Here is a 22,096-nt window from a genome sequence, read left to right as displayed (position 1 = left end):
ATCCGTTTAAACGGCTAATCAAAAAAGACATGATAAAAGGACTGCAATACTACATTAAACAAACAACCTTAATTGGCGTATTGATCTGTACGTTATCCAGTTGTTCTAGCGATGACGATGATGAGGATTTGGGCAACTGGATAGACAGATCCGTTTTTGATGGCAGCGCCAGAAGTGGCATATCAGGTTTTACTATTGGCAATACTGGCTATATGGGTACCGGTTATGACGGTGATGATTATTTGAGTTCTTTTTGGTCATATGATATCGATGGGGATTATTGGTCGCAAAAGGCAGACTTTCCTGGAAGTGCCCGGAATGCAGCCGTAGGTTTTGAAATCGATGGCATAGGTTACATAGGTTCTGGATACGACGGTTTGAACGAACTGGCCGATTTTTATGCGTATAACCCAGGGTCGAATTCATGGACGGAAATAGCCCCATTTCCTTCCACGGCCAGGCGAAGTGCCGTAGCATTTGGTATTAACGGTCAAGGGTATTTCGGCACCGGTTACGACGGCGATAACGATCGTAAGGATTTTTGGAAATACGACCCCAGTACCGATACCTGGTCAGAATTGGTCGGTTTTGGAGGCGACAAAAGAAGATCTGCCACGACTTTTACCATAGGCGATAACGTTTATTTGGGAACAGGTGTTTCGAACGGAATATACTTGGATGATTTTTGGGTATTCGATTCCAATACAGAAAGTTGGACCGCAAAATTAGACCTGGATGAAGAAGACGATTATAGTATCATTAGAAGTAATGCAGTGGCATTTACCTTAAACGGCTACGGCTATATTGCTTGTGGTACTGTAGGGGGTACATTGTCAACGATATGGCAATACGACCAAAGTGACGATACATGGGAGGCCAAAACAAGTTTTGAGGGAACTTCACGACAGGATCCAATCGCCTTCTCTAACGGAACCCAGGCCTTTATTGGCCTTGGACGTACCAGTACCCTTTACTTGGATGACCTGTACGAATTTTACCCGTTTGATGAATATGATGATGAAGATTAACGAAAATTTATATGATAGTTGTTTAATCTAGTTTGGTAATGGGGCGATATTTGTTGGTACTATCGTCCCATTTCTTGGATAGAAAATTATGAATTCTACATTGATGAATAGAACTACTTTGATTATTCCTGGGCTCATGACCCTACTTTTATGTGGTATCATATACCTTACGTACCATCTTGAAGAAAGAGCAACCCTGAGAACCGAGATAATAGCCGTAGGCAAGGGTTATGGGTACCATATTGTGCATGACAATAAGGTGTTGATCAAACAAGTGAGTATTCCCGCGGTTCAAGGAAGCATCCCATTTTCTACTAAAAAAGATGCTGAAAAAACAGCTGGTTTAATCATTGATAAGATATTAAAAGCCGAAGATCCCAGGATTACCATTGCTGATCTTGAAGCGATGAAAATTGACATTCCCCAAGTCGAACATAATACTGAATGAACCTTAAAAAGCAGTATATACCACAAATACTCGTCCACGTTTTTATATGGTGTGTGCTTTACGGTTTATTGCTGTACCCCTTTTACACCCTATCTAGACCTGTGCCCATAGACTTATTGATAATGATCTTGGCAACAACGGTCATGTTTTATGTTAATTATTTTTACCTGGTACCATACTTTTTACTTAATGAAAGGAAAATACAATATATCACCGTCTCGGTACTGCTTTTGGGGCTTGTTATTTATGGAACGTATTTATTTTTTCCCCCATTGGTCCCGAGAGCTTTACCAAACCCGATGCACCCTTTTCAAATACATCAAAACGACTTGCTATCACCACGGTTCCGTATGATGCCCATTATTACTTTTGGTGTACCTTATCTCTTTTCAACCATGTTACGGGTATATGTCGGGTGGCAAAAAAACGAAAACCTCCGTAAATCGATAGAAAAAGAAAAAATCGAATCCGAACTTCAGTTTTTCAAAGCACAATTAAACCCCCATTTTCTTTTTAATTCTTTGAATACCATATACTCATTATCGGTAAAGCGATCAGACGATACCTCAGAGGCCATCATAAATCTATCCGAATTAATGCGATATATGTTGTATGAAGCGGATAAGGGCCTCGTGCCCATTCATAAAGAGATAGATTACATCAAAAACTATGTGGCTTTACAGCGCTTAAGGTTGGCCAATAGCGAAGATGTGACCTTGAAAATTTCGGGGGATGATAATGAAAAAAGAATACCCGCACTGTTGTTCATTTCATTTATTGAAAATGCCTTTAAATATGGAACGGATTATAATGGAAAAACCATGGTTAAAATAAACCTTTCAATCAATGAGGGGTCCATTCATTTTAGGGTAGTGAACAAAATCGGTAATCATAAGGCAAAATCTAAAAGCAGTGGACTTGGCTTAGAAAATGTAAAAAACCGGTTGAAATACCTATATCCTGAATTACATGTCTTACAAATTAACGACGACGGGAAGACCTATGAAGTCGATTTAACCATAAATCTATAAACTATGAAATGTATTATTATTGACGATGAACCTTTGGCGATAGAAGTATTGGAAAGTTATTGCCAAAAAATGGGTTTTATAGAAGTTGTAGGTGCTTTTACCAACCCATTGGATGCCATTTCGGTGATTAAGGAAAAAAAAGTAGATTTAATTTTTTGCGACATCGAAATGCCACAAATAAACGGACTGGAATTTATTGCCGCTTTGGAAAATCGCCCACTTTTCATTTTCACGACAGCCTATTCACAATATGCTGTTGAAGGTTTTGAACTTAACGCCATTGATTATCTTGTAAAGCCGATACCCTATCATCGTTTTATAAAGGCCATATCTAGGGTAAAAGAAATTTTGGCTTTTAAGGATCAACCGATCTTGGCCAATGTATTTCCTTCCAATGGGGAGGCCAATGAATTCCAAAAATTCATTTTTGTAAAGTCGGAACACGAAAGTGTAAAAATAAACTTGGATGACATTCAATACATTCAAGGACTTAAAGATTATTTGAAAATACATATTGTAAACTCCAATAAAACCATCCTAACATTGTTGAGTTTTAAGGAACTGATGGACAAATTACCCCCAAACCAATTTATCAGGGTACATAAATCTTTCGTGGTCAACGTTAATTTTAAACGAACCGTTCAAAGAAACCGCATAGTAATCGATGATATTCGGATTCCTATTGGGGATAGCCATAAAGCACAGTTTTTTAGCAGTTTGGGACTATAATCCTATTTGATTTAGACAAATCTACAACACATAAAAAACCAAGTAATCCCATCTTAGCTATCAAATTAATTCTTGGTGTTTTTATCCAATATTTCGTCCAATTTTTCTTGCGGTATCCCAAATATCCCTTTTTCTTCTATATCGCGAAGAAAAGTGTTTAAATACTGTTGGCTTAGTTCATTACTATCTCCATACTTTCTGCGAATCTCCTTTAATTCCCTATGTAGCATTTCTTTAATATCGGCATAGGCAGGATCATTATAAACGTTATGCAGTTCCTTTGGGTCTTTTTTACGATCGATGAGTTCCCAATAATCCAAATCAAAATAATAATGGATCAACTTGTACTCTTTGGTTATTATGGCATAGTGCCTATTTACCATATGTTCGGCAGGGTATTCGTAATAATGGTAATAAACCGCTTCCCTATGCCAATCATCCATACGTCCCGTTAATATCGGAAGTAAACTTTCGCCCTGCATATCATCTGGTTGGTCGATACCAGCCACATCTAAGAAGGTCTGGGCAAAATCCAGGTTCTGTACCATTTCATTAGATTTGGAACCGGCTTCGACCTGGCCCGGCCAAGCTATAAGTAATGGCGTTTTGAGGGATTCATCATAGACGAAACGTTTATCGAACCAACCGTGTTCACCAAGATAAAAGCCTTGATCTGAAGTATATACGATTATCGTATTCTCGAGCAAATCATTGGTTTCCAAATAATCTAGCATCCGACCCACATTTTCATCGACCGCTTTTATGGTTCCCAGATAATCCTGCATATACCGTTGATAACGCCATTTCATTTTTTCCTCCTCAGTCATAGTCGGATAATTGGCTTTGAACCTCTCATTTATATTTTGGTAGGCATTTTTAAAATTTGATAGTTGTGCGGAGTCCATTCGGTTTTGCGCCCCAAACTGATTTCTCATCTTGTCGGTACCAAACGGAGGAAGTTCCATTTCATCCATAACCTCGGGGAAAATCTTCGAATCCGCGATCCAGCTCATATGTCTTAAAATGCTCATTTCGGCGGCTTTGGCAGCAGGTCTACCTGCATAATCATCAAAAAGAGTCGCTGGTTCGGGGAAGGTTTTTTGGGTATACTCCGCCATATGTCGTTCGGCCATGACCCAGGACCGGTGGGGTGCTTTGTGCAGGTACATCAGCATAAAAGGTTTATTTGGATTACGTTCTTTTTCGAACCAATCCAAAGTCATATCCGTAATAATATCGGTAACATATCCCTTTACATTAATATTTCCTTCATTTTTCGTGATAAAGTCAGGATTGTAATAAGCCCCTTGTCCGGGTAAAATCTTAAACTGGTCAAAGCCCTTTGGATTATTGCCAAAATGCAGTTTCCCGAACATGGCGGTTTCATAACCAGACTTTTGTAGTAACTGCGGAAAAGTGACATTGGTCGTATCGAAAGGAAAGTGATTATCGATTTTCCCATTGATATGGGAGTGTTTTCCCGTAAGAATCGTAGCCCTTGAAGGTGCACAAATGGAGTTCGTGACCGTGGCATTGGTAAAGAGCATTCCCATTTCGGCAATACGGTCAATGTTCGGGGTCTTAATTAGACGGGTATCATAAGCCGAAATCGCTTGGTAGGCATGATCATCGGACATGATGAAAATAATATTAGGGCGTTTTGGGGCTTCCTTTCCGGGTATTTCGCAATTATAAAAAAGCGGGCCAATAAAAAGGGCTAACAGAAATGAATAATTTCTCATTGAATTTTAAAGTTTGATGTACATCTATAGCATAAATATTTATGTACATTTTTTAAAATTACAGGATTTCCCCGATGGAAGCTAATAATGTTTTCTCTTCCTATAAAAAAGTGTGCCAATGCGAAGCAATCTGGATGGCAAACCCTTATTCTAAAGAAATCCTGATACTTTTTTAAAATAACTTTGGCTTATCTTTATCCTGATAGTGAAGAAGAAGTACTATAAAATGAAGCCAATCTTAGCCCTTATTCTTACCATATGGTCTGCACCCCTTTGGATGAGTGCCCAAGAATTGTTGCCCCCCATTCATAACTATAAGATTTTTGAATACCAGGCAGATAGTAAGAATTGGGGACTATCGACAAATAGTGAGGGTGAATTATTTGTCGCCAACAATAGCGGATTACTTCACTTTAATGGTGAAAAATGGAAACTTTACAAGCTTCCCAATAAAACCACCATACGGTCGGTAGCACATATTGATGGCAAAATCTATACCGGATCATATGAAGAGTTTGGTTATTGGACCAAAAACAGATTCGGTGTGCTCCTTTACACTTCCCTGACCCATTTAATAAAGGACCATGTTTTTACAAGTGAGGAATTCTGGCAAATTTTGCCATACGGGGACTCAATAATATTTAGATCTTTTAACGGAATTTATATTTTAAAGAATGATGAAATCACCGTTATCGACCCTCCTTTTGTGGTAACATTTGTTTCAATTTATAAAAATAAGATTTTGGTCGCAGGAGGACATAAAAGACTTTATGAGCTTATTAACGATAGTCTTGATCCCTTGGAAGAGCACGAAATGTTATCGAATAAGGTAATCATTGCCATGACCGATATTAAGGAAGGTCTTCTTATTGGTACAAAAAGAAATGGTTGTTATTTAATGACGGAAGAAAAAATAATCCCATTCGAAATAGGTATTAATACACAATTAAAACAATATCAATTGAATCAAATCCTATCCCTATCGAGGAACAAGATAGCCTTTGGAACCATAAAGAATGGGATTTATTTATACGATAATGATAGTAAAACCAGCCAAAGGTTAAACCGGCAGGTTGGGCTACAGAACAACACCGTTCTATCTATGATGCAGTATAAAGAACAATTGTGGGTAGGTTTGGACAATGGCATAGACCGTGTTCAATTAAGCAACCCGTTAACCTATTATACCGATTATTCAGGGACTGTTGGAACCGTATATGATCTTGCGGTTCATGAAAATGTCCTCTATATGGGAAGCAATACAGGTATCTATTATTTTAATAACGATACTTTGGAATTTGTTGAAGGTTCCCAAGGACATGTTTGGGATTTGAATGTAACCCATGGTGAACTTTTTTGCGGCCATAACACAGGTACTTATAGGGTAAACAAAAATTCATTTGAAAAAATATCAAGCATTACCGGGGGCTATCAGATCGTAAAGGTACCCGAATCAAATACTTCCTTTATCCAAGGAACTTATATTGGCCTCGCCAAATATGAAAAAGATATTAATGGCACGTGGATTGTCACCTCAATAGTAGGCATGGACAAACCGGTAAAATACTTATGTTTTGAGGATACCCATACCCTTTGGGCCGCACACCCTTATAAAGGTTTGTTCAGGATCGTATTGAATGACGCCTATGATGAGGTAATTGAGAAGATCGAATTTACCACAGGAGTAATACCAACCAATTACAACGTAAAGGTATATAACATAAGAAATCAAATAGCGCTTTATATTGAGGGTATTTGGTACAGATATAACCCAATAGAAAAGAAAATTGAACTTTTTGAGGAATTCCAGGGCTATAACCATAAAAATCTCATTCACCACGACGATACATTTTTTTGGTTTATAGATAACGAGGGCTCAAAAGAAGTCCTATATACCGATTTAAAAGACGCTGATTTAGTGTTAGATGATATTCAGTTACAAGAACGTTTGGCCCCAGAATCGGAAAATATTATTAAGTTAAATGATTCCATTTATTACTTCACCTTAAATGATGGTTTTGGACAACTTGACCTATATAAATTCAATGAACGTCTTGAAGATTTTGAATTACCCAAACCAAAACTTGTTTCCTTTGAAGATGGGCAAAAAACATATCCATTGGAAAATGAAGTATTCCACGTACCCTATAACATGTCACATGATATACTAGTGAATGTATCATCGCCGAGTTTGGTAGAACCCAAGTATCATTTTGAATTGAAGGGTCCTATGGACCAAGCTGATGATATTGAGAACGGTGTCATTAAGCTTCAAAACCTGCCTTTCGGTAGTTATGAACTGGACGTTTCTACGATCCGAATAGATAATGAAAGATCCGACCCCAAAACCATCCGATTTGAAATCGCCCCTCCCTGGTATTTATCAAAGTTGAGTATGGCGATGTATCTCCTTGCCCTAATTGGAATGGTTTTCTTAATACGTTGGTACAACAGAAAAAAGTTGGATAAAAAACATCGTATACTAAAAGAAAGGTTTCATAGGGAACAGGAGGAAAGATTGGCCAAATTGGAAAAAGAAAAATTGGAAAGGGAAATTAGACAAAAACAGAAAGAACTGGCCAGGACAACGATGAATATGGCTGAAAAGAACAAAGTAATTCTTGAATTAAAGGAAATGCTATTGGTGAATAAAAGCCAATTCACCAACCAAAAGCGCTATGGATCATTTATCAAAAAATTGGACAACTCGATTAATGATGATGGTGATTGGAAGCATTTCGAAGTCAATTTCAAAGAACTCCATGAAGACTTTTTTGAAAACCTACTAAAGAAGTACCCAAATCTGACCCCAAAAGACCTGAAGTTATGCGCATATTTGAAAATGAACCTTTCGTCCAAAGAGATTGCTCCCTTAATGGCCATAACCAATAGAGGGGTTGAGATCCATCGTTACCGACTTCGGAAAAAGCTAAAAATCGATAGCTCACAAAATCTTTCAAACTTTTTGATCAAATTTAACTGACCTTTAGGATTATACAGGTTTCCTCTTCTATTCCTTGCACACCAACTACATCATTAGTACATCATTATGTTAAATTTAAGAATCAATTAATCAAATTCACTACTGCAAACACCCCTATTATAGGGTCTATGAAGCACTATTCATATGATGTAATTTTTATGTACCTGCCAGAGTGGGTTCAACCTTTGATTGTTAGTAATTTAGTAAATATTCAAACTAATTCTTAAACAATCTTTAAAATGAGAAATACAATTTTAACAATCTTGTTTTTTTTGTCCCAAATGGCAATTTATGCGCAAGGTGGTATTACGGTATCTGGGACGGTATCCGATACTGAGGGGCAACCCTTGCCGGGCGCCAGTGTTGTGGTTCAAGGAACTACTACAGGAACGCAAACAGATTTTGATGGTAATTTCACTTTGGACAATGTAGCCTCCGATGGGATTTTATCGATCAGTTACCTGGGGTTTGTCACCCAAAATATAGCCGTTGATGGTAGAAGTACTATTTCAGTGTCTTTGGCAGAGGACGCCCAAGCCCTGGATGAGGTCGTAGTGATCGGTTATGGTGAAATGAAATCCAAAGATCTTACTTCGTCGATTACCACCATCAAGTCGGAAGAGTTGGCAGGTACCCCTACAGGTCAGGCCATGCAAGCCTTACAAGGTAAGGTTGCCGGTTTGCAAGTGATAAATAGTGGAGGACCCGGACAATCGCCTGTGATACGTGTACGGGGTATTGGGTCTTACGGTACCGATACGAACGATACTGACACCTCTGCCCCTTTGTATGTTGTAGACGGAATGTTCTTTGATAATATAGATTTTCTGAATACTGCTGATATTACCTCTATTTCCGTCTTAAAGGATGCCTCTGCAGCAGCCATTTATGGTGTTCGGGCAGCCAATGGGGTCGTACTTATCGAAACCAAATCAGGTTCTTATAACCAAAAGGCCCAGATTACATATGATGGATATACGGGATATCAGGTAGCACAGAATATTTTAAAATTGGCCAATGCCGAACAATTCACGACGCTTGCCCTTGAATCGGGATCTGCACCCGATGCGGAATTCATATTAAATGCCATGCAACGTTATGGCCGTAGTAGGGTTAACCCTAACATTCCTGATGTTAATACAGATTGGTATGATCAAATAATACGGTCTGCATTGATTCGAAATCATAGTATTGGTGTTACAGGGGGAAGTGAAGATGCCACATATGCCATTGGGGCCAACTATTTTGGCCAAGAGGGTATCCTTAAAATGAAGAACGAATATGAACGATTTAATTTAAGGAGTAAGATCGATTTCAAGGCTTCGGAATGGCTTACCATAGGCGGTAATGCCGTAATCAGTAATGCTACGAGATATGATGCAGAGAATTCCGCATGGCGATTGGCGTATTATGCAGTACCGATCTTACCCGTTTACGATGATATATTGGCCAACGACCCTGCCGTCTTCCCAACAAACTATGCCAACGCACAGGATTTAGGGTATAGGGGCGGACAAAACCCATTTCCCACAATGGACAATAGCGAACAAAGGTCTAAAATTAGAAATGTGCTGGCCAATTTTTATGCCCAGATCAATATCGTTCCTGAAAAACTGACTTTCAAGACCGCTTATAACCATAATTTTCAAACCATAGATCGAAGAGAGGTAAGGCTTCCCTACTTTATTGGCAATAACTTCCAACGCGAAGATGCGAATTTATTTAAACGAAGTGAGACCTTCTCCAATCAGATTTGGGATAATACGCTTACCTATACCGATAGTTTTAATAAACATAATCTAACCGTATTGGCAGGAACCTCCTTCAGGGATGAGGCCTATGACATGCTCGAAGCCAGGGCCCTCAATTTCCCCTTGTCCGGCGAAGAAGCTTACTTTATAGACCAAGCACAGACCATAGTGGTAGAAGATGTTAAGGATGGGGGGGCAAGGGAATATGGATTTTCATATTTCAGCCGGGTTTCCTACAATTACGATAATCGTTATTTGCTATACGGTACTTTTAGGGCCGATGGCACGAATAAGTATCAAGAAAAATGGGGCTACTTTCCTACCATTGGTGCTGGTTGGGTCGTTACCGGCGAATCCTTTATGCAGGACAATGGAATTTTCGATTTCTTGAAATTACGTACCAGTTGGGGAAAATTGGGTAATGACAAGGTGGCCGCAAGTTCTGGATCTATAACTTCTTCTGTGGTAACGACCGCACTGGGCGACACCATGTTCAGTGGAGTGACCACCAGCAGTGATTTTACCGCTTTGAAATGGGAGGTCACGGAAGAAATCAACGCTGGTATCAGTGCCAGGCTATTGGACAATAATCTTTCCTTGGAAGCGGATTATTATGTCAGGGATACCAAGGATGCAGTCATACCCGTAGAACGGGCATTGATTCCAGGATCTACAAGACAGAACATTGGGGAAATCCGTAATTCAGGTCTGGAAATAGCTTTAAATTGGGATAAGAAAGTATCAGAGGACTTTAGCTATAATATCGGTGCTAACTTTTCTACTTTAAAGAATGAAGTGCTCGATCTTGGTGGGCAACCACACCTGGATGCAGGTACCGCGGAGTTTAGACAGCGATCCATCGTTGGGGAACCGATTTTTGCCTTCTATGGCAGGGAAATAGCTGGTGTGTACCAAAATGATGCCGAAATCCAAGCAGATCCCGTAGCCGTGGCCAATAATTTAGAGCCTGGTGATTTCAAATACAAGGACATTAATGGCGATGGGGACATCACAGATGATGATAGGGTCGTTTTAGGTTCTTTTTTACCTTCTTATACCTTTGGAATCAATTTAGGGGTCAATTATAAGAATTGGGACTTTTCGGCGGCCGGTACGGGTCAGGGAGGGAATAAAATCCTTAATCGTAAACGTGGGGAGGTGATCTTTACCAATGACACCAACTGGGACCGGGATTTTGCAGTTAATCGCTGGCATGGTGAAGGAACCACAAATAGTTATCCCTCCTCGGCAGGAGCCCGTAAAGGATGGAACCAGAGATTGAGCGATTATTGGGTAGAAGATGGTGACTTTTTTAGGATACAAAATCTTACCTTGGGATATACCATAAACAAAAACGGTAAACTCAAAGGAGTGCCAAGTACCCGCATTTATGTGACTGCGGAAAAACCACTGACCCTGTTCAGCTATAATGGTTTCAATCCAGAGGTGTCAAATGGCGTAGATAATGAGACCTATCCCATTCCCGCTACATATACGATTGGTGTAAACATTAAAATATAAAAAAAGCTATTATGAAACTAATTAAGAAAATTAACATAAAACGAGCCCTATACACCTTGTCGGCCTTGGTCGTTTTTATAGGGTGCTCGGAACAATTGGATGAACCTCAATTGAACAATAATTTTGCTGGAGGCACCGACTTTACAGATGCTTCTGGAATGCAATTATCCGTAGTTGGCGCATACGCAGCGTTTCAAAATCGTGGATGGGAGCAACCCCTCTTGATTTCCGTACGGGGCGATGATGTCAATGCCGGTGGTTTGGGCGATCAACAAGATTTTGCCGAGACCGATCTATTCAATTATAATAAGGACTATTGGATGTACAACTCCCTCTGGGAAAATGTATATAGAGATGTGATTTTGGCCCATACCGCCATGGAACAGATAGCAAGGTTCCAAGAATTTGGGGATGCCACCGATATTGCAAAAGGCGATCAGTATATTGCGGAGATCAAAGTACTACGTGCAATGATGCTCTTTCAAATTTCTGAAGTTTGGGGCGATGTATTCATACCAATGTCCTCAAATACTGATGAACTTTTGGATGTTGAAGTATTGCCCACCAAAGATGAAGTAATGCAGCATATCTCCGACCAGATGGACGAGGCCATACCATTACTACCAAACATGCGCCCCAATGAACGTACCGATTTTCCTGGTGGTGTAACTCGGTATTCCGCTCTGGCCATCAAAGCATTGGCCAATCAGGAACTGGAGAACTATCAAGCCGTTGCCGATGCCTCGGGACAAATTATCAGTTCAGGGAAATTCAGCTTGTTCCCTGATTTTTATGAACTGTTCAAAACTCCTGGCAAACTTAGTGATGAAAGTATCCTTGATTTCCAGTACTCCGATTTCGGTCAAGGCGAAGGTGATCGCTCGGGACATTTATATGCTCCCTATGGTCCACAAGGTTGGACTCCCGCCGTAGCAGGCGCTGCAAGTGGTTGGGGCTTTTACGAGCCCAGTATGAAGTTCATTAAGTTCATGCTGGATCGTGGGGAAACAGTACGATTGGAAACCAGTGTTCTATTTACCGACCGCGGTATAGCAGAACTTCAAACAGATGCGAATTATGCAACACTACCAAGTTTTGTCTCAAACACTACTAGGGATGGTGATGTTATTAATGACTATGCCAGGGCTTTGTTTGCAAGTGGTAAACACTATTTACCTTCCAATCAATTGATTCCTGGAAGAACCGCTTATGGAAGCAATAAAAATTATAATGTCATTCGTTATGGGGAAATCCTGTTGATGTATGCCGAAGCCCTTGCCCATGGTGCTTCAGGATCTGGAATGACTGCCGACCAAGCCGTCAATTTAGTTCGAGCAAGGGCAGGTATGCCGGCATTGAGTGGGGTTACCTTAGATCAGATTATTGATGAAAAATTTGCCGAACTGGGAATGGAATGGGGCAAACGATATTTTGACCTTCTTAGGTTGGAAAGGTATGACGAGTTAAACTATGACGGTAGGACATTCAGCCCTTCAAAAAGCTATTTGCCTTATCCACAAAGTCAAGTAGATCAATTCCCTATTTTGGGCAACTAAACAAACAACTAATATCAGAGAAAAGATGAAAACAATAAGATACATATTCGCAAGTTGGTTGGCCGTAATGCTTTTCTATGGCTGTGACCAAGGCATAGACGACATTACGCAGGTAGCTCCGGGAACCGATGCTTCAGCGCCTCAGATTACGGTCAATTCCCCGACTGAAGGGCAGGCCATTAAGGTTTTTGAAGAGGTAACCACTTTGGATATAGATATAGAGGTGACCGATGACATAGAAATTGCAAGTATAACGGTGCTTCTAAATGGAACGCAAATTGCCAAATTCAGCAGCTTTAAGGATTATCGTAGGGCCCTGGAGGAATTTACTTTTGATGATTTGGTTGACGGGGATCATACATTAACCGTAACAGCTACCGATATCGAAGGTAAGACAACCACCGTTGAAGTCAATTTTTCAAAACAACCACCATATATTTCCATGCTCGATGGAGAGTCTTTCTATATGCCATTTGATGGTGATTATAGAGACCAAATAGGATTTAAAACCGCTACCGAAATTGGCGCTCCAGGATTTGCAAGTTCTGGATATGCCGGAATAGGGGCCTATAAGGGAACTACAGATTCTTACTTGACCTTTCCATCAGATGGGTTGTTAAGTAATGAATTCAGTGGCGCGTTTTGGTATAAAGTCAATGCAAACCCAGATAGGGCTGGTATTTTGGTCGTGGGTGATGATGCCGATGATCGCTTCCAAGGCTTCCGTTTGTTTAGGGAGGGAAATGCAGATGAACAACGAATCAAATTGAATGTCGGAACTGGCGCAGGTGAAAGTTGGAATGATGGGGGTGTAATTGATGTTACTGCTGGTGAGTGGGTGCATGTTGCATTTACAATTTCACAAAACCAAAGTGTCATTTATTTCAACGGAAATCAAATAAACACAGCTGATATGGCGGCCCCCGTTGATTGGACGGGATGTGAGGAAATCACCATTGGTTCGGGAGGGGAAACATTTAGTTACTGGAATCACTTATCCGATGGCAGTGATATAGATGAATTGCGTTTTTTCGACAAGGCATTGACACAAACCGATATTCAGATTATGTTGAATTCGTTTAATCCATATACACCACAATTTGATGGAGAATCATTTTATATGCCATTCGAGGGTGGCTACATTAATTTAGTAGGCAGCACTGCCGCTACACAAGTAGGGTCACCTCAAATAACCGACGATGCCCGAGAGGGAGATGGTGCATATTTGGGGGCTATGGATGCATATCTTACACATCCTGCAGTGCCCTATTTAAGCAATCAATTTAGCGCCTCGCTCTGGTATAAAGTAAATGCTACCCCAGATAGGGCAGGTATTTTGGTTGTTGGTGATGATGCCGATGATCGTTTCCAAGGGTTCCGTTTATTCAGGGAAGGAAATGCGGATGAACAACGAATCAAATTGAATGTGGGTACAGGAGCAGGTGAGAGTTGGAACGATGGCGACATCATTGATGTTGCTGCCGGGGAATGGGTCCATATTACAATGACCATTTCAGATACCAAAAATAAAATTTATTTAAATGGTGTTGAAGTAAGGTCTTCCGATATGGCAGCTCCCGTCGATTGGACAGGCTGTGAGGAATTCACTATTGGTTCTGGTGGACCGACATTTGATTATTGGAATCATTTATCTGACGCTAGTATTATAGACGAGTTGCGGTTTTATAATAAAGAATTGTCGCCCGAAGAAGTAGCGGAAGTTGCCGGTGGTGAATTTACACCAAAAAACTTTGGTTCAACACTTTATATGCCTTTTGATGGTGCCAATACCGAAGTGAACAACAATACAGAGCCGACTGTAGTCGGGACTCCAGGATTTGCTGGGGAAAGTAGCGTGGGCACGGATGCCTATGCGGGTGCAGCAGACTCGTATCTAACCTTCCCAATAGATGGTTTGTTCAATAATCAATTCAGTGGTGCCTTCTGGTACAAGGTGAATGCCGATCCTGATAGGGCAGGTATTTTGACTGTTGGCCCCCCAATGAACGGAGCGGACAATGATCTATCTTCAGGCTTTAGATTGTTCAGGGAAGGAAATGCCGATGAGCAAAGAATAAAACTACATGTTGGAACCGACGCTGGCGATGTTTGGAATGATGGCGATGTCATCGATGTTACCGCTGGGGAATGGGTGCATGTCGCATTTACGGTTTCCGATACTGCCACCCAGATATATTTTAATGGGGAACCAGTGACTAATTCCGGTGATATGACAGGTAAAACCATAAGTTGGGTAAATTGTGAAATTTTGTCCATTGGATCAGGCGCCCCTAATTTCATAGGCTGGAACCACCTTTCTGATATCAGTTTTATTGACGAGCTCTATTTGTTCGACAGGGTTTTGACTTCTGAAGAAATACAAACCCTAATTGAATAGTATACCATATTTTAAAAAATTTAGTTGAGTTGTTTGAGTTAGTTTAATTTTTTAACATCATTTATGAGGTTAATAGTGTTTACAATGGCCGTTGCATCTTTGTTAGTTGGTTGTAACGGTCATTTTTCTAAAAAGAAATCTGTCGTATCTGCACCTGCTTCGAAAATGGCAGAGGTAACCGACATTGCCTTATTGGACTCCGTACAAAAGCAGACATTCGAATATTTTTGGGAAGGCGCCGAACCTATTTCAGGTCTGGCCCGGGAGCGTATCCACTTGGATAATATCTATCCTACACATGATAAGGATATCATTACCATCGGTGGATCGGGCTTCGGACTTATGGCGATTTTAGTCGGAGTGGAACGTGATTTCATAACCCGTGAACAAGCTCTGGAACGTTATGAAAAAGCAATAGCTTTTTTAACCAAAGCTGATCGTTTTCATGGAGCATGGCCCCATTGGCTGTTGCCAACAGGAAAGGTTGCCCCTTTTAGTACCAAGGACAATGGTGGCGATTTGGTCGAAACCGCATTTCTTATCCAAGGGTTACTTACCGTAAAAGAGTATTTTAAGGACGGCAATGAAAGGGAAAAACGCCTTGCAAATGCAATTCAACAATTATGGGAAGAAGTCGAATGGGATTGGTATACGCAAGAAGGTGAAGATGTATTGTTTTGGCATTGGTCACCTACCTTCGGCTGGGAAATGAACTTTCCGGTTGGCGGGTACAATGAAGCACTCATTATGTACGTTTTGGCGGCAGCCTCCCCTACCCATCCGATTAAGAAGGAAGTATACGAAAAAGGTTGGGCCCGTAATGGCGCCATAAAAAAAGATACGGTGTATTATGGTCTACCAACCGTACTGGACCATTACGAGCACGATAATTCCCCGGTTGGGCCTCTTTTTTGGGCACATTACTCCTATTTGGGATTGGATCCCAACGGATTATCCGATCAATACGCGGATTATTGGAAATTGAACCAAAACCATGCCTTGATACATTACAAGTATGCTGTAGAAAATCCCAATCATTTTAAAGGTTATGGGGAACAATGCTGGGGATTGACCTCTAGCTATTCCATAAAAGGATATGCCGGCCATCGCCCTGACAGAGACCTTGGGGTAATTTCCCCTACCGCAGCACTTTCATCAATGCCGTATACCCCCGAACAGAGTATTGCGTTTTTGCGGTTTATGTATACCGGGCAAGATTCGTTAATCGGTAAATATGGCCCTTACGATGCCTTTAGCATTGAACATAAATGGTATTTACCTCGATATTTGGCAATTGATCAAGGACCTATCCCAGTGATGATCGAAAATTATAGAAGTGGGTTGTTCTGGAAACTTTTTATGAAGAATTCCGATGTTCAGCGTGGATTACACAAATTAGGCTTTAAATCCACGAAATCCGAATCATGAAGAAGGTACTTGGACATTTATTTTACATTTTATTACTGTCGTCATGTTCTTCCAATGACGGTACAGGCCCTATTGGTGTTTCAGAACTACCTGAAGATTCCAAGGAGGAACCGATTGATGAAACACCACTGATTGCTGATGAAGACTTATTAGATCTTACCCAGGAAGAAACGTTCAAGTATTTTTGGGATTTTGCCGAAACCAATTCGGGTGCGGCCCGAGAAAGATATCATCCTTCCAATCCATCAAACGACCCCCTAACGGTTACCACAGGTGGTACGGGATTTGGCCTTATGGCTATTTTGGTAGGTGTTGAAAGAGGTTTTATCACTAAAGATCAAGCCGTAGTTAGACTCGGAAAAATATTGGGGTTTTTAGAATCAGCAGATCGTTTTCATGGGGCATGGCCACATTGGCTCGATGGCAGTTCCGGTCAAGTAAAACCATTTAGCGCCTTGGATGATGGCGGTGACTTGGTCGAAACCGCATTTTTGGCCCAAGGACTTATTTGTATAAAGGAATACTTTAAGAATGGATCTATTGATGAAAAAGCACTGGCCGACAAAGCTGACGAACTTTGGAAGGGCGTTGAATGGGACTGGTACACCCAAAATAAAAATGCGTTGTACTGGCACTGGAGCCCCAACCACAATTTTGAAATAAACTTTGAATTGAAAGGATACAATGAAGTTCTTATTGCTTATATCATGGCAGCAGCATCTCCGGATTATTCGATAACCAAGGAGGTGTATACTAACGGATGGGCCTCTAACGGGAATTTCACTTCGGCCGAAACCAAATACAACCTGCCTTTACTCGTAGACCATGCTGGCAATTCGCCTTACGGTGGGCCTCTATTTTGGGCCCATTACTCCTATTTGGGCTTAAACCCTAAATCACTGTCCGATGCGTATGTGGATTATTGGGACGTTAGTGTAAACCATTCTAAAATAAATTACCTGTATTGTGAAGAAAACCCTAAGAATTATACCGATTACGGGGAGGATTGCTGGGGACTTACAGCAAGTTATACCCGAAACAACGATGGTAGTTTAGGATATAACGCCCATAGTCCCTCTAATGATACTGGGGTAATTTCACCTACCGCCGCTATTAGTTCCATGCCCTACACTCCTGAAGAATCGATGCGGGCACTTCATTATTTTTATAAGAATAAGGATAAATTATTGGGTCCTGCAGGTTTCTATGATGCCTTCAGCCCTCAGAACAACTTTTGGGTGGCAGAAGCCTATTTGGCCATAGATCAAGGACCCCAAATTATTATGATTGAAAATTATAGGTCAGGTTTGTTATGGAACCTATTCATGCAAAACGAAGAAGTCCAAAATGGCCTTACCAAACTTGGCTTTTCATTTTTGTAAATTTTTAAAGACATAAAAATGAACCGATGAAACCTGACTTTAAAGATATTCTCTTTTTACTGCTACTCTGCTCTTTTTCCCTTGTTGCTCAGAAAAGAAAAAACACCACCTATTGCAATCCTTTAAATATTGACTATGGGTACACCCCCTTTGAGCGTTTTTCCGAGAAAGGAAAACACCGTACTACCGCCGATCCGGTAATCGTAAACTTTAAAAACAAGTACTTTCTTTTTTCGACCAATCAAGAAGGTTATTGGTGGAGTGATGATATGCTCAGCTGGCAATTCGTCTATCGTAAGTTTCTTCGTGATGATAAGTATATACACGATTTAAATGCCCCTGCTGCCTGGGCCATGTGTGACACTCTTTATGTATATGGATCTACGTGGGAATCCGATTTTCCTATTTATAAAAGCACGAATCCGACCGAGGATGATTGGCAAATTGCCGTTGATACCCTCAAAGTAGGTGCATGGGACCCAGCTTTTCACTATGACGAAGAGGATAACCGACTCTTTCTCTACTGGGGTTCCAGCAATGTAAATCCACTACTGGGCACTGAAATTAACACCAAGACCATGCAGTCTGAAGGGTATACCGTTGCACTTATGGGTTTGCACCCCGAAGATCATGGGTGGGAGCGCTTTGGGGAATATAACGACAATGTTTTTTTACCTCCTTTTATTGAAGGTGCCTGGATGACAAAACACAATGGTAAATACTATATGCAATATGCGGCTCCTGGTACGGAGTTCAGTGGTTATGCAGACGGGGTATATGTCAGTGACGACCCCCTTAGACGGTTTCAATACCAGAAGCACAACCCTTTTTCATATAAACCCGGCGGATTTGCAAGTGGTGCTGGCCATGGGGCCACCTTCCAAGATAACCATGAAAATTACTGGCACGTCTCAACAATGGTAATTTCGGTAAAAAACAATTTCGAACGCCGTATAGGTATTTGGCCTGCAGGTTTTGATGAAGACGATGTCATGTTCTGCAATACGGCTTATGGCGATTATCCAACCCTGCTGCCCGAACATGCAAAAGAAATGGATTTTTCAAAAGGACTCTTTGCGGGATGGATGCTACTGAATTACCAAAAACCGGTTCAAGTATCCTCGATCCTAGGAGGTTACCAACCTAATTTTGCAGTTGATGAAGACATCAAGACCTATTGGTGCGCCCAAACAGGGGAAAAAGGCGAATGGTTTAAGACCGACTTAGGGGAAGTATCATCTGTTTATGCCATTCAGATCAACTACGCGGATCAGGATGTTGAATTTATGGGAAAAAAATTAGGGACATTCCACCAATATAAAATTCATGCCTCCGAGGACGGTAAAACATGGAAGACTATAGTTGACAAAAGTAAGAATGATAAGGATGTACCCCATGATTATGTCGAAATGGGCACTCCCCTACGTGCGCGGTACCTCAAAATGGAAAATCTACATATGCCAACCGGAAAATTTGCCCTAAGTGGCTTTCGGGTTTTTGGTAAAGGCGGTGGACAACCACCCGAGGAGGTCCAGCAATTTACTGTTCTAAGGGCGAATCCTAAGAAATTTGGTGAACGACGCAGTATTTGGTTTAAATGGCAACAAAACCAATTGGCCGATGGCTATGTGATTTATTGGGGGAAATCGCCCGACAAACTCTATGGTAGTATAATGGTCTATGGCAAAAACGAGTATTACTTTACGGGTGCCGATAGAACCGATACCTATTATTTTCAGATCGAGGCTTTTAATAACAATGGCATTTCCAAAAAATCCCAAGTCATGGAAGTCGAATAAACAAAAAAGAACAAACGATGAAAATCCTTAAATCGATTATTTTACCGGTCTTAATGTTATGCTGCACTATCCTTCTCCAAGCACAGGAAACCAATCCGTTCGTAGAAGAACTCCTGGGTAAAATGACCTTGGAAGAAAAAATTGGGCAATTGAATTTACCTGGGTCCGGCGATGTGGTAACCGGTCAAGCACAGAATTCGGATATCGCTAAGAAAATTGAGGCGGGAATGGTAGGCGGGTTGCTGAACATCACATCGGTTGAAAAAATTAAGGAAGTCCAAAAAATCGCGGTTGAAAAAAGCCGTTTGAAGATCCCTTTATTGTTTGGCTTGGATGTTATTCATGGATATAGAACAACATTTCCGATACCCTTGGGGTTGTCGACTTCTTGGGATATGGGATTGATAGAAAAAACCGCTCGAATGGCTGCGACTGAAGCCAGTGCGGATGGCATCAACTGGACCTTTTCCCCTATGGTTGACATATCAAGAGATCCGCGCTGGGGCAGATTTTCTGAAGGTTCCGGGGAAGACCCTTATTTAGGAAGCGAAATAGCAAAGGCAATGGTTCGCGGATATCAAGGTGATGATTTGACCAAGAATAACACCATAATGTCCTGTGTTAAACATTTTGCTTTATACGGTGCTTCTGAGGCTGGAAGGGATTATAATACAGTTGATATGAGCAGAATACGTATGTATAATGAATATTTACCCCCATATAAAGCGGCTATTGACGCTGGCGTAGGTTCGGTTATGGCTTCTTTTAACGAAATAGACGGAATACCTGCCACTGGAAATAAATGGTTGTTGACAGATCTCTTACGAAAGCAATGGGGATTTAAAGGATTTGTGGTGAGTGATTACACCGGAGTTAATGAAATGATCGAGCATGGGATGGGTGATTTGCAAACCAGTTCGGCTTTAGCGTTAAATGCAGGTTTGGATATGGACATGATCGGTGAAGGATTTCTGACTACGTTGATGAAATCCGTAGAGGAAGGCAGTGTAAATATGATACAAATTGATAATGCCGTCAGAAGGATCTTAAAGGCCAAATATGATTTAGGATTATTCGATGATCCCTATAAATATTGCGATATAAACAGGGCACAAGCGGAAATATTCACAGAGGATAATCGCCATTTTTCAAGGGAAGTTGCCTCTCAATCAATGGTTCTATTGAAAAATGAAAATCAACTATTACCCTTAAAAAAATCGGGAACCATCGCTATAGTAGGACCGCTTGCCAATTCAAAGGAAAATATGGCAGGAACGTGGAGTGTGGCGACTGTTCAAAATAAGTCAATCGCCTTGTTGGAAGGCTTAAATACCGTTGTTGGCGATAAGGTGAAAATAGTATATGCCAAAGGAAGTAATCTTACATACGATGCCGAATTGGAGCAAAGAGCAACGATGTTTGGAAAGGAACTCAATAGGGATAATAGGTCTGATGCAGTGTTACTAAACGAGGCCCTGGAAATCGCATCAAAGGCAGACGTGATTGTTGCAGCACTTGGAGAGTCTGCTGAATTTAGTGGTGAAAGTAGCAGCAGAACCAATATTGAAATCCCTCAAGTTCAACAAGATTTGTTAAAAGCCTTACTAAAAACAGGGAAACCTGTGGTTATGGTATTATTTACCGGTAGGCCCCTAGTTTTAAAGGAAGAAAGCAAAACAGTGCCTGCCATTCTAAATGTTTGGTTCCCAGGAAGTGAAGCGGGTTTGGCAATTTCAGATGTGCTTTTTGGGGATGTTAATCCGTCAGGGAAATTAACTGCAACATTCCCACGAAGTATCGGACAGATTCCACTTTTTTATAATCATAAAAACACAGGTCGTCCCCTTCAAAATAAGGAAGGTAAGTTTGAAAAATTTACCTCCAATTATATCGATGAACGAAATGAACCCGTGTATCCCTTTGGATTTGGATTGAGTTATACCAACTTTACATATGATAATCTAAGGTTAAGCTCGGATAAAATGACTGAAAACGACACTATCAAAGTAACGGTTGATGTAACGAATACGGGTGATTTTGATGGTAAGGAAGTGGTCCAATTATATATACGTGATGTAATTGGCACCGTCACGAGACCTGTTAAGGAATTGAAGGGGTTTCAAAAGGTAGCATTGAATAAGGGTGAAACCAAATCTGTAACCTTTTCCATTACAATTGAAGATCTTAAGTTTTACAATTATGATTTAGATTACGTCGCGGAACCCGGGGAATTTGAAATTTTTATAGGTACAAATTCGGATGACACTCTGAAAACATCCTTCAGGTTAGAAATGAACTAG

13 protein-coding genes are annotated in these 22,096 nt (G+C 40.8%); 12 read left to right on the top strand and 1 reads right to left on the bottom strand.

Annotated elements, in window-relative coordinates; translation table 11 throughout:
* Nucleotides 1-29: 29 nt before the first annotated feature.
* The 4 genes from HPE63_RS10720 (at nucleotide 30) to HPE63_RS10705 (ending at nucleotide 3,236) form a co-directional block, all read left to right on the top strand.
* On the top strand, nucleotides 30-1,028 hold the full coding sequence (locus tag HPE63_RS10720; protein ID WP_188314261.1) for a Kelch repeat-containing protein: 999 nt from the start codon (nucleotides 30-32) through the stop codon (nucleotides 1,026-1,028).
* An 88-nt stretch (nucleotides 1,029-1,116) separates the two neighbouring features.
* Nucleotides 1,117-1,476 (top strand): DUF4907 domain-containing protein, encoded by a 360-nt coding sequence (locus tag HPE63_RS10715; RefSeq protein ID WP_188314260.1) that lies wholly within the window; start codon nucleotides 1,117-1,119, stop codon nucleotides 1,474-1,476.
* Nucleotides 1,473-2,507 (top strand): sensor histidine kinase, encoded by a 1,035-nt coding sequence (locus HPE63_RS10710; protein WP_188314259.1) that lies wholly within the window; start codon nucleotides 1,473-1,475, stop codon nucleotides 2,505-2,507. Before HPE63_RS10715 ends, HPE63_RS10710 begins: the two co-directional genes overlap by 4 nt.
* Nucleotides 2,508-2,510: 3 nt before the next feature.
* Nucleotides 2,511-3,236 carry a LytR/AlgR family response regulator transcription factor gene (locus HPE63_RS10705; RefSeq protein ID WP_188314258.1) on the top strand — a complete coding sequence of 242 codons (726 nt, stop codon included), beginning with the start codon at nucleotides 2,511-2,513 and terminating at the stop codon, nucleotides 3,234-3,236.
* 65 nt (nucleotides 3,237-3,301) lie between these two features.
* On the opposite strand, the gene HPE63_RS10700 is transcribed toward HPE63_RS10705, so the two are convergent.
* Complete coding sequence (locus HPE63_RS10700; RefSeq protein WP_188314257.1) at nucleotides 3,302-4,978, bottom strand: sulfatase family protein; 1,677 nt, start codon at nucleotides 4,976-4,978, stop codon at nucleotides 3,302-3,304.
* 226 nt (nucleotides 4,979-5,204) lie between these two features.
* Between HPE63_RS10700 and HPE63_RS10695 the strand changes: the two genes are divergently transcribed.
* From HPE63_RS10695 to bglX, 8 genes are all read left to right on the top strand, one after another.
* Nucleotides 5,205-7,961: a LuxR C-terminal-related transcriptional regulator gene (locus HPE63_RS10695; protein ID WP_188314256.1), complete on the top strand. Its 2,757-nt coding sequence runs from the start codon at nucleotides 5,205-5,207 to the stop codon at nucleotides 7,959-7,961.
* Nucleotides 7,962-8,200: 239 nt separating this feature from the next.
* Nucleotides 8,201-11,233 carry a SusC/RagA family TonB-linked outer membrane protein gene (locus tag HPE63_RS10690; protein WP_188314255.1) on the top strand — a complete coding sequence of 1,011 codons (3,033 nt, stop codon included), beginning with the start codon at nucleotides 8,201-8,203 and terminating at the stop codon, nucleotides 11,231-11,233.
* Between the two features lie 11 nt (nucleotides 11,234-11,244).
* The gene (locus tag HPE63_RS10685; protein WP_188314254.1) at nucleotides 11,245-12,789 is read left to right on the top strand and encodes a RagB/SusD family nutrient uptake outer membrane protein; all 1,545 of its coding nucleotides are present in this window, start codon (nucleotides 11,245-11,247) and stop codon (nucleotides 12,787-12,789) included.
* Nucleotides 12,790-12,814: 25 nt separating this feature from the next.
* Nucleotides 12,815-15,187 (top strand): LamG-like jellyroll fold domain-containing protein, encoded by a 2,373-nt coding sequence (locus tag HPE63_RS10680; protein ID WP_188314253.1) that lies wholly within the window; start codon nucleotides 12,815-12,817, stop codon nucleotides 15,185-15,187.
* Between the two features lie 63 nt (nucleotides 15,188-15,250).
* Nucleotides 15,251-16,615, top strand: a complete 1,365-nt coding sequence (locus HPE63_RS10675; RefSeq protein ID WP_188314252.1) for a glucoamylase family protein — start codon at nucleotides 15,251-15,253, stop codon at nucleotides 16,613-16,615.
* Entirely contained in the window at nucleotides 16,612-17,997 is a 1,386-nt protein-coding gene (locus HPE63_RS10670; RefSeq protein ID WP_188314251.1) for a glucoamylase family protein, read from the top strand. Before HPE63_RS10675 ends, HPE63_RS10670 begins: the two co-directional genes overlap by 4 nt.
* A 26-nt stretch (nucleotides 17,998-18,023) precedes the next feature.
* On the top strand, nucleotides 18,024-19,796 hold the full coding sequence (locus HPE63_RS10665; RefSeq protein WP_188314250.1) for a discoidin domain-containing protein: 1,773 nt from the start codon (nucleotides 18,024-18,026) through the stop codon (nucleotides 19,794-19,796).
* Nucleotides 19,797-19,849: 53 nt separating this feature from the next.
* On the top strand, nucleotides 19,850-22,096 hold the full coding sequence (gene bglX, locus HPE63_RS10660) for a beta-glucosidase BglX (RefSeq protein ID WP_223198122.1): 2,247 nt from the start codon (nucleotides 19,850-19,852) through the stop codon (nucleotides 22,094-22,096).

Source organism: Maribacter arenosus (assembly GCF_014610845.1).
GTDB classification, from domain to species: domain Bacteria; phylum Bacteroidota; class Bacteroidia; order Flavobacteriales; family Flavobacteriaceae; genus Maribacter_A; species Maribacter_A arenosus.
This window is presented reverse-complemented; position numbering and strand designations above follow the sequence as displayed.

What these genes read in the sequence shown, in the direction of transcription:
- HPE63_RS10720 (WP_188314261.1), top strand. Translation starts at nt 30, where the DNA reads ATGATAAAAGGACTGCAATACTACATTAAACAAACAACCTTAATTGGC.
- HPE63_RS10715 (WP_188314260.1), top strand. Translation starts at nt 1,117, where the DNA reads ATGAATTCTACATTGATGAATAGAACTACTTTGATTATTCCTGGGCTC.
- HPE63_RS10710 (WP_188314259.1), top strand. Translation starts at nt 1,473, where the DNA reads ATGAACCTTAAAAAGCAGTATATACCACAAATACTCGTCCACGTTTTT.
- HPE63_RS10705 (WP_188314258.1), top strand. Translation starts at nt 2,511, where the DNA reads ATGAAATGTATTATTATTGACGATGAACCTTTGGCGATAGAAGTATTG.
- HPE63_RS10700 (WP_188314257.1), bottom strand. Translation starts at nt 4,978, where the DNA reads ATGAGAAATTATTCATTTCTGTTAGCCCTTTTTATTGGCCCGCTTTTT.
- HPE63_RS10695 (WP_188314256.1), top strand. Translation starts at nt 5,205, where the DNA reads ATGAAGCCAATCTTAGCCCTTATTCTTACCATATGGTCTGCACCCCTT.
- HPE63_RS10690 (WP_188314255.1), top strand. Translation starts at nt 8,201, where the DNA reads ATGAGAAATACAATTTTAACAATCTTGTTTTTTTTGTCCCAAATGGCA.
- HPE63_RS10685 (WP_188314254.1), top strand. Translation starts at nt 11,245, where the DNA reads ATGAAACTAATTAAGAAAATTAACATAAAACGAGCCCTATACACCTTG.
- HPE63_RS10680 (WP_188314253.1), top strand. Translation starts at nt 12,815, where the DNA reads ATGAAAACAATAAGATACATATTCGCAAGTTGGTTGGCCGTAATGCTT.
- HPE63_RS10675 (WP_188314252.1), top strand. Translation starts at nt 15,251, where the DNA reads ATGAGGTTAATAGTGTTTACAATGGCCGTTGCATCTTTGTTAGTTGGT.
- HPE63_RS10670 (WP_188314251.1), top strand. Translation starts at nt 16,612, where the DNA reads ATGAAGAAGGTACTTGGACATTTATTTTACATTTTATTACTGTCGTCA.
- HPE63_RS10665 (WP_188314250.1), top strand. Translation starts at nt 18,024, where the DNA reads ATGAAACCTGACTTTAAAGATATTCTCTTTTTACTGCTACTCTGCTCT.
- bglX (WP_223198122.1), top strand. Translation starts at nt 19,850, where the DNA reads ATGTTATGCTGCACTATCCTTCTCCAAGCACAGGAAACCAATCCGTTC.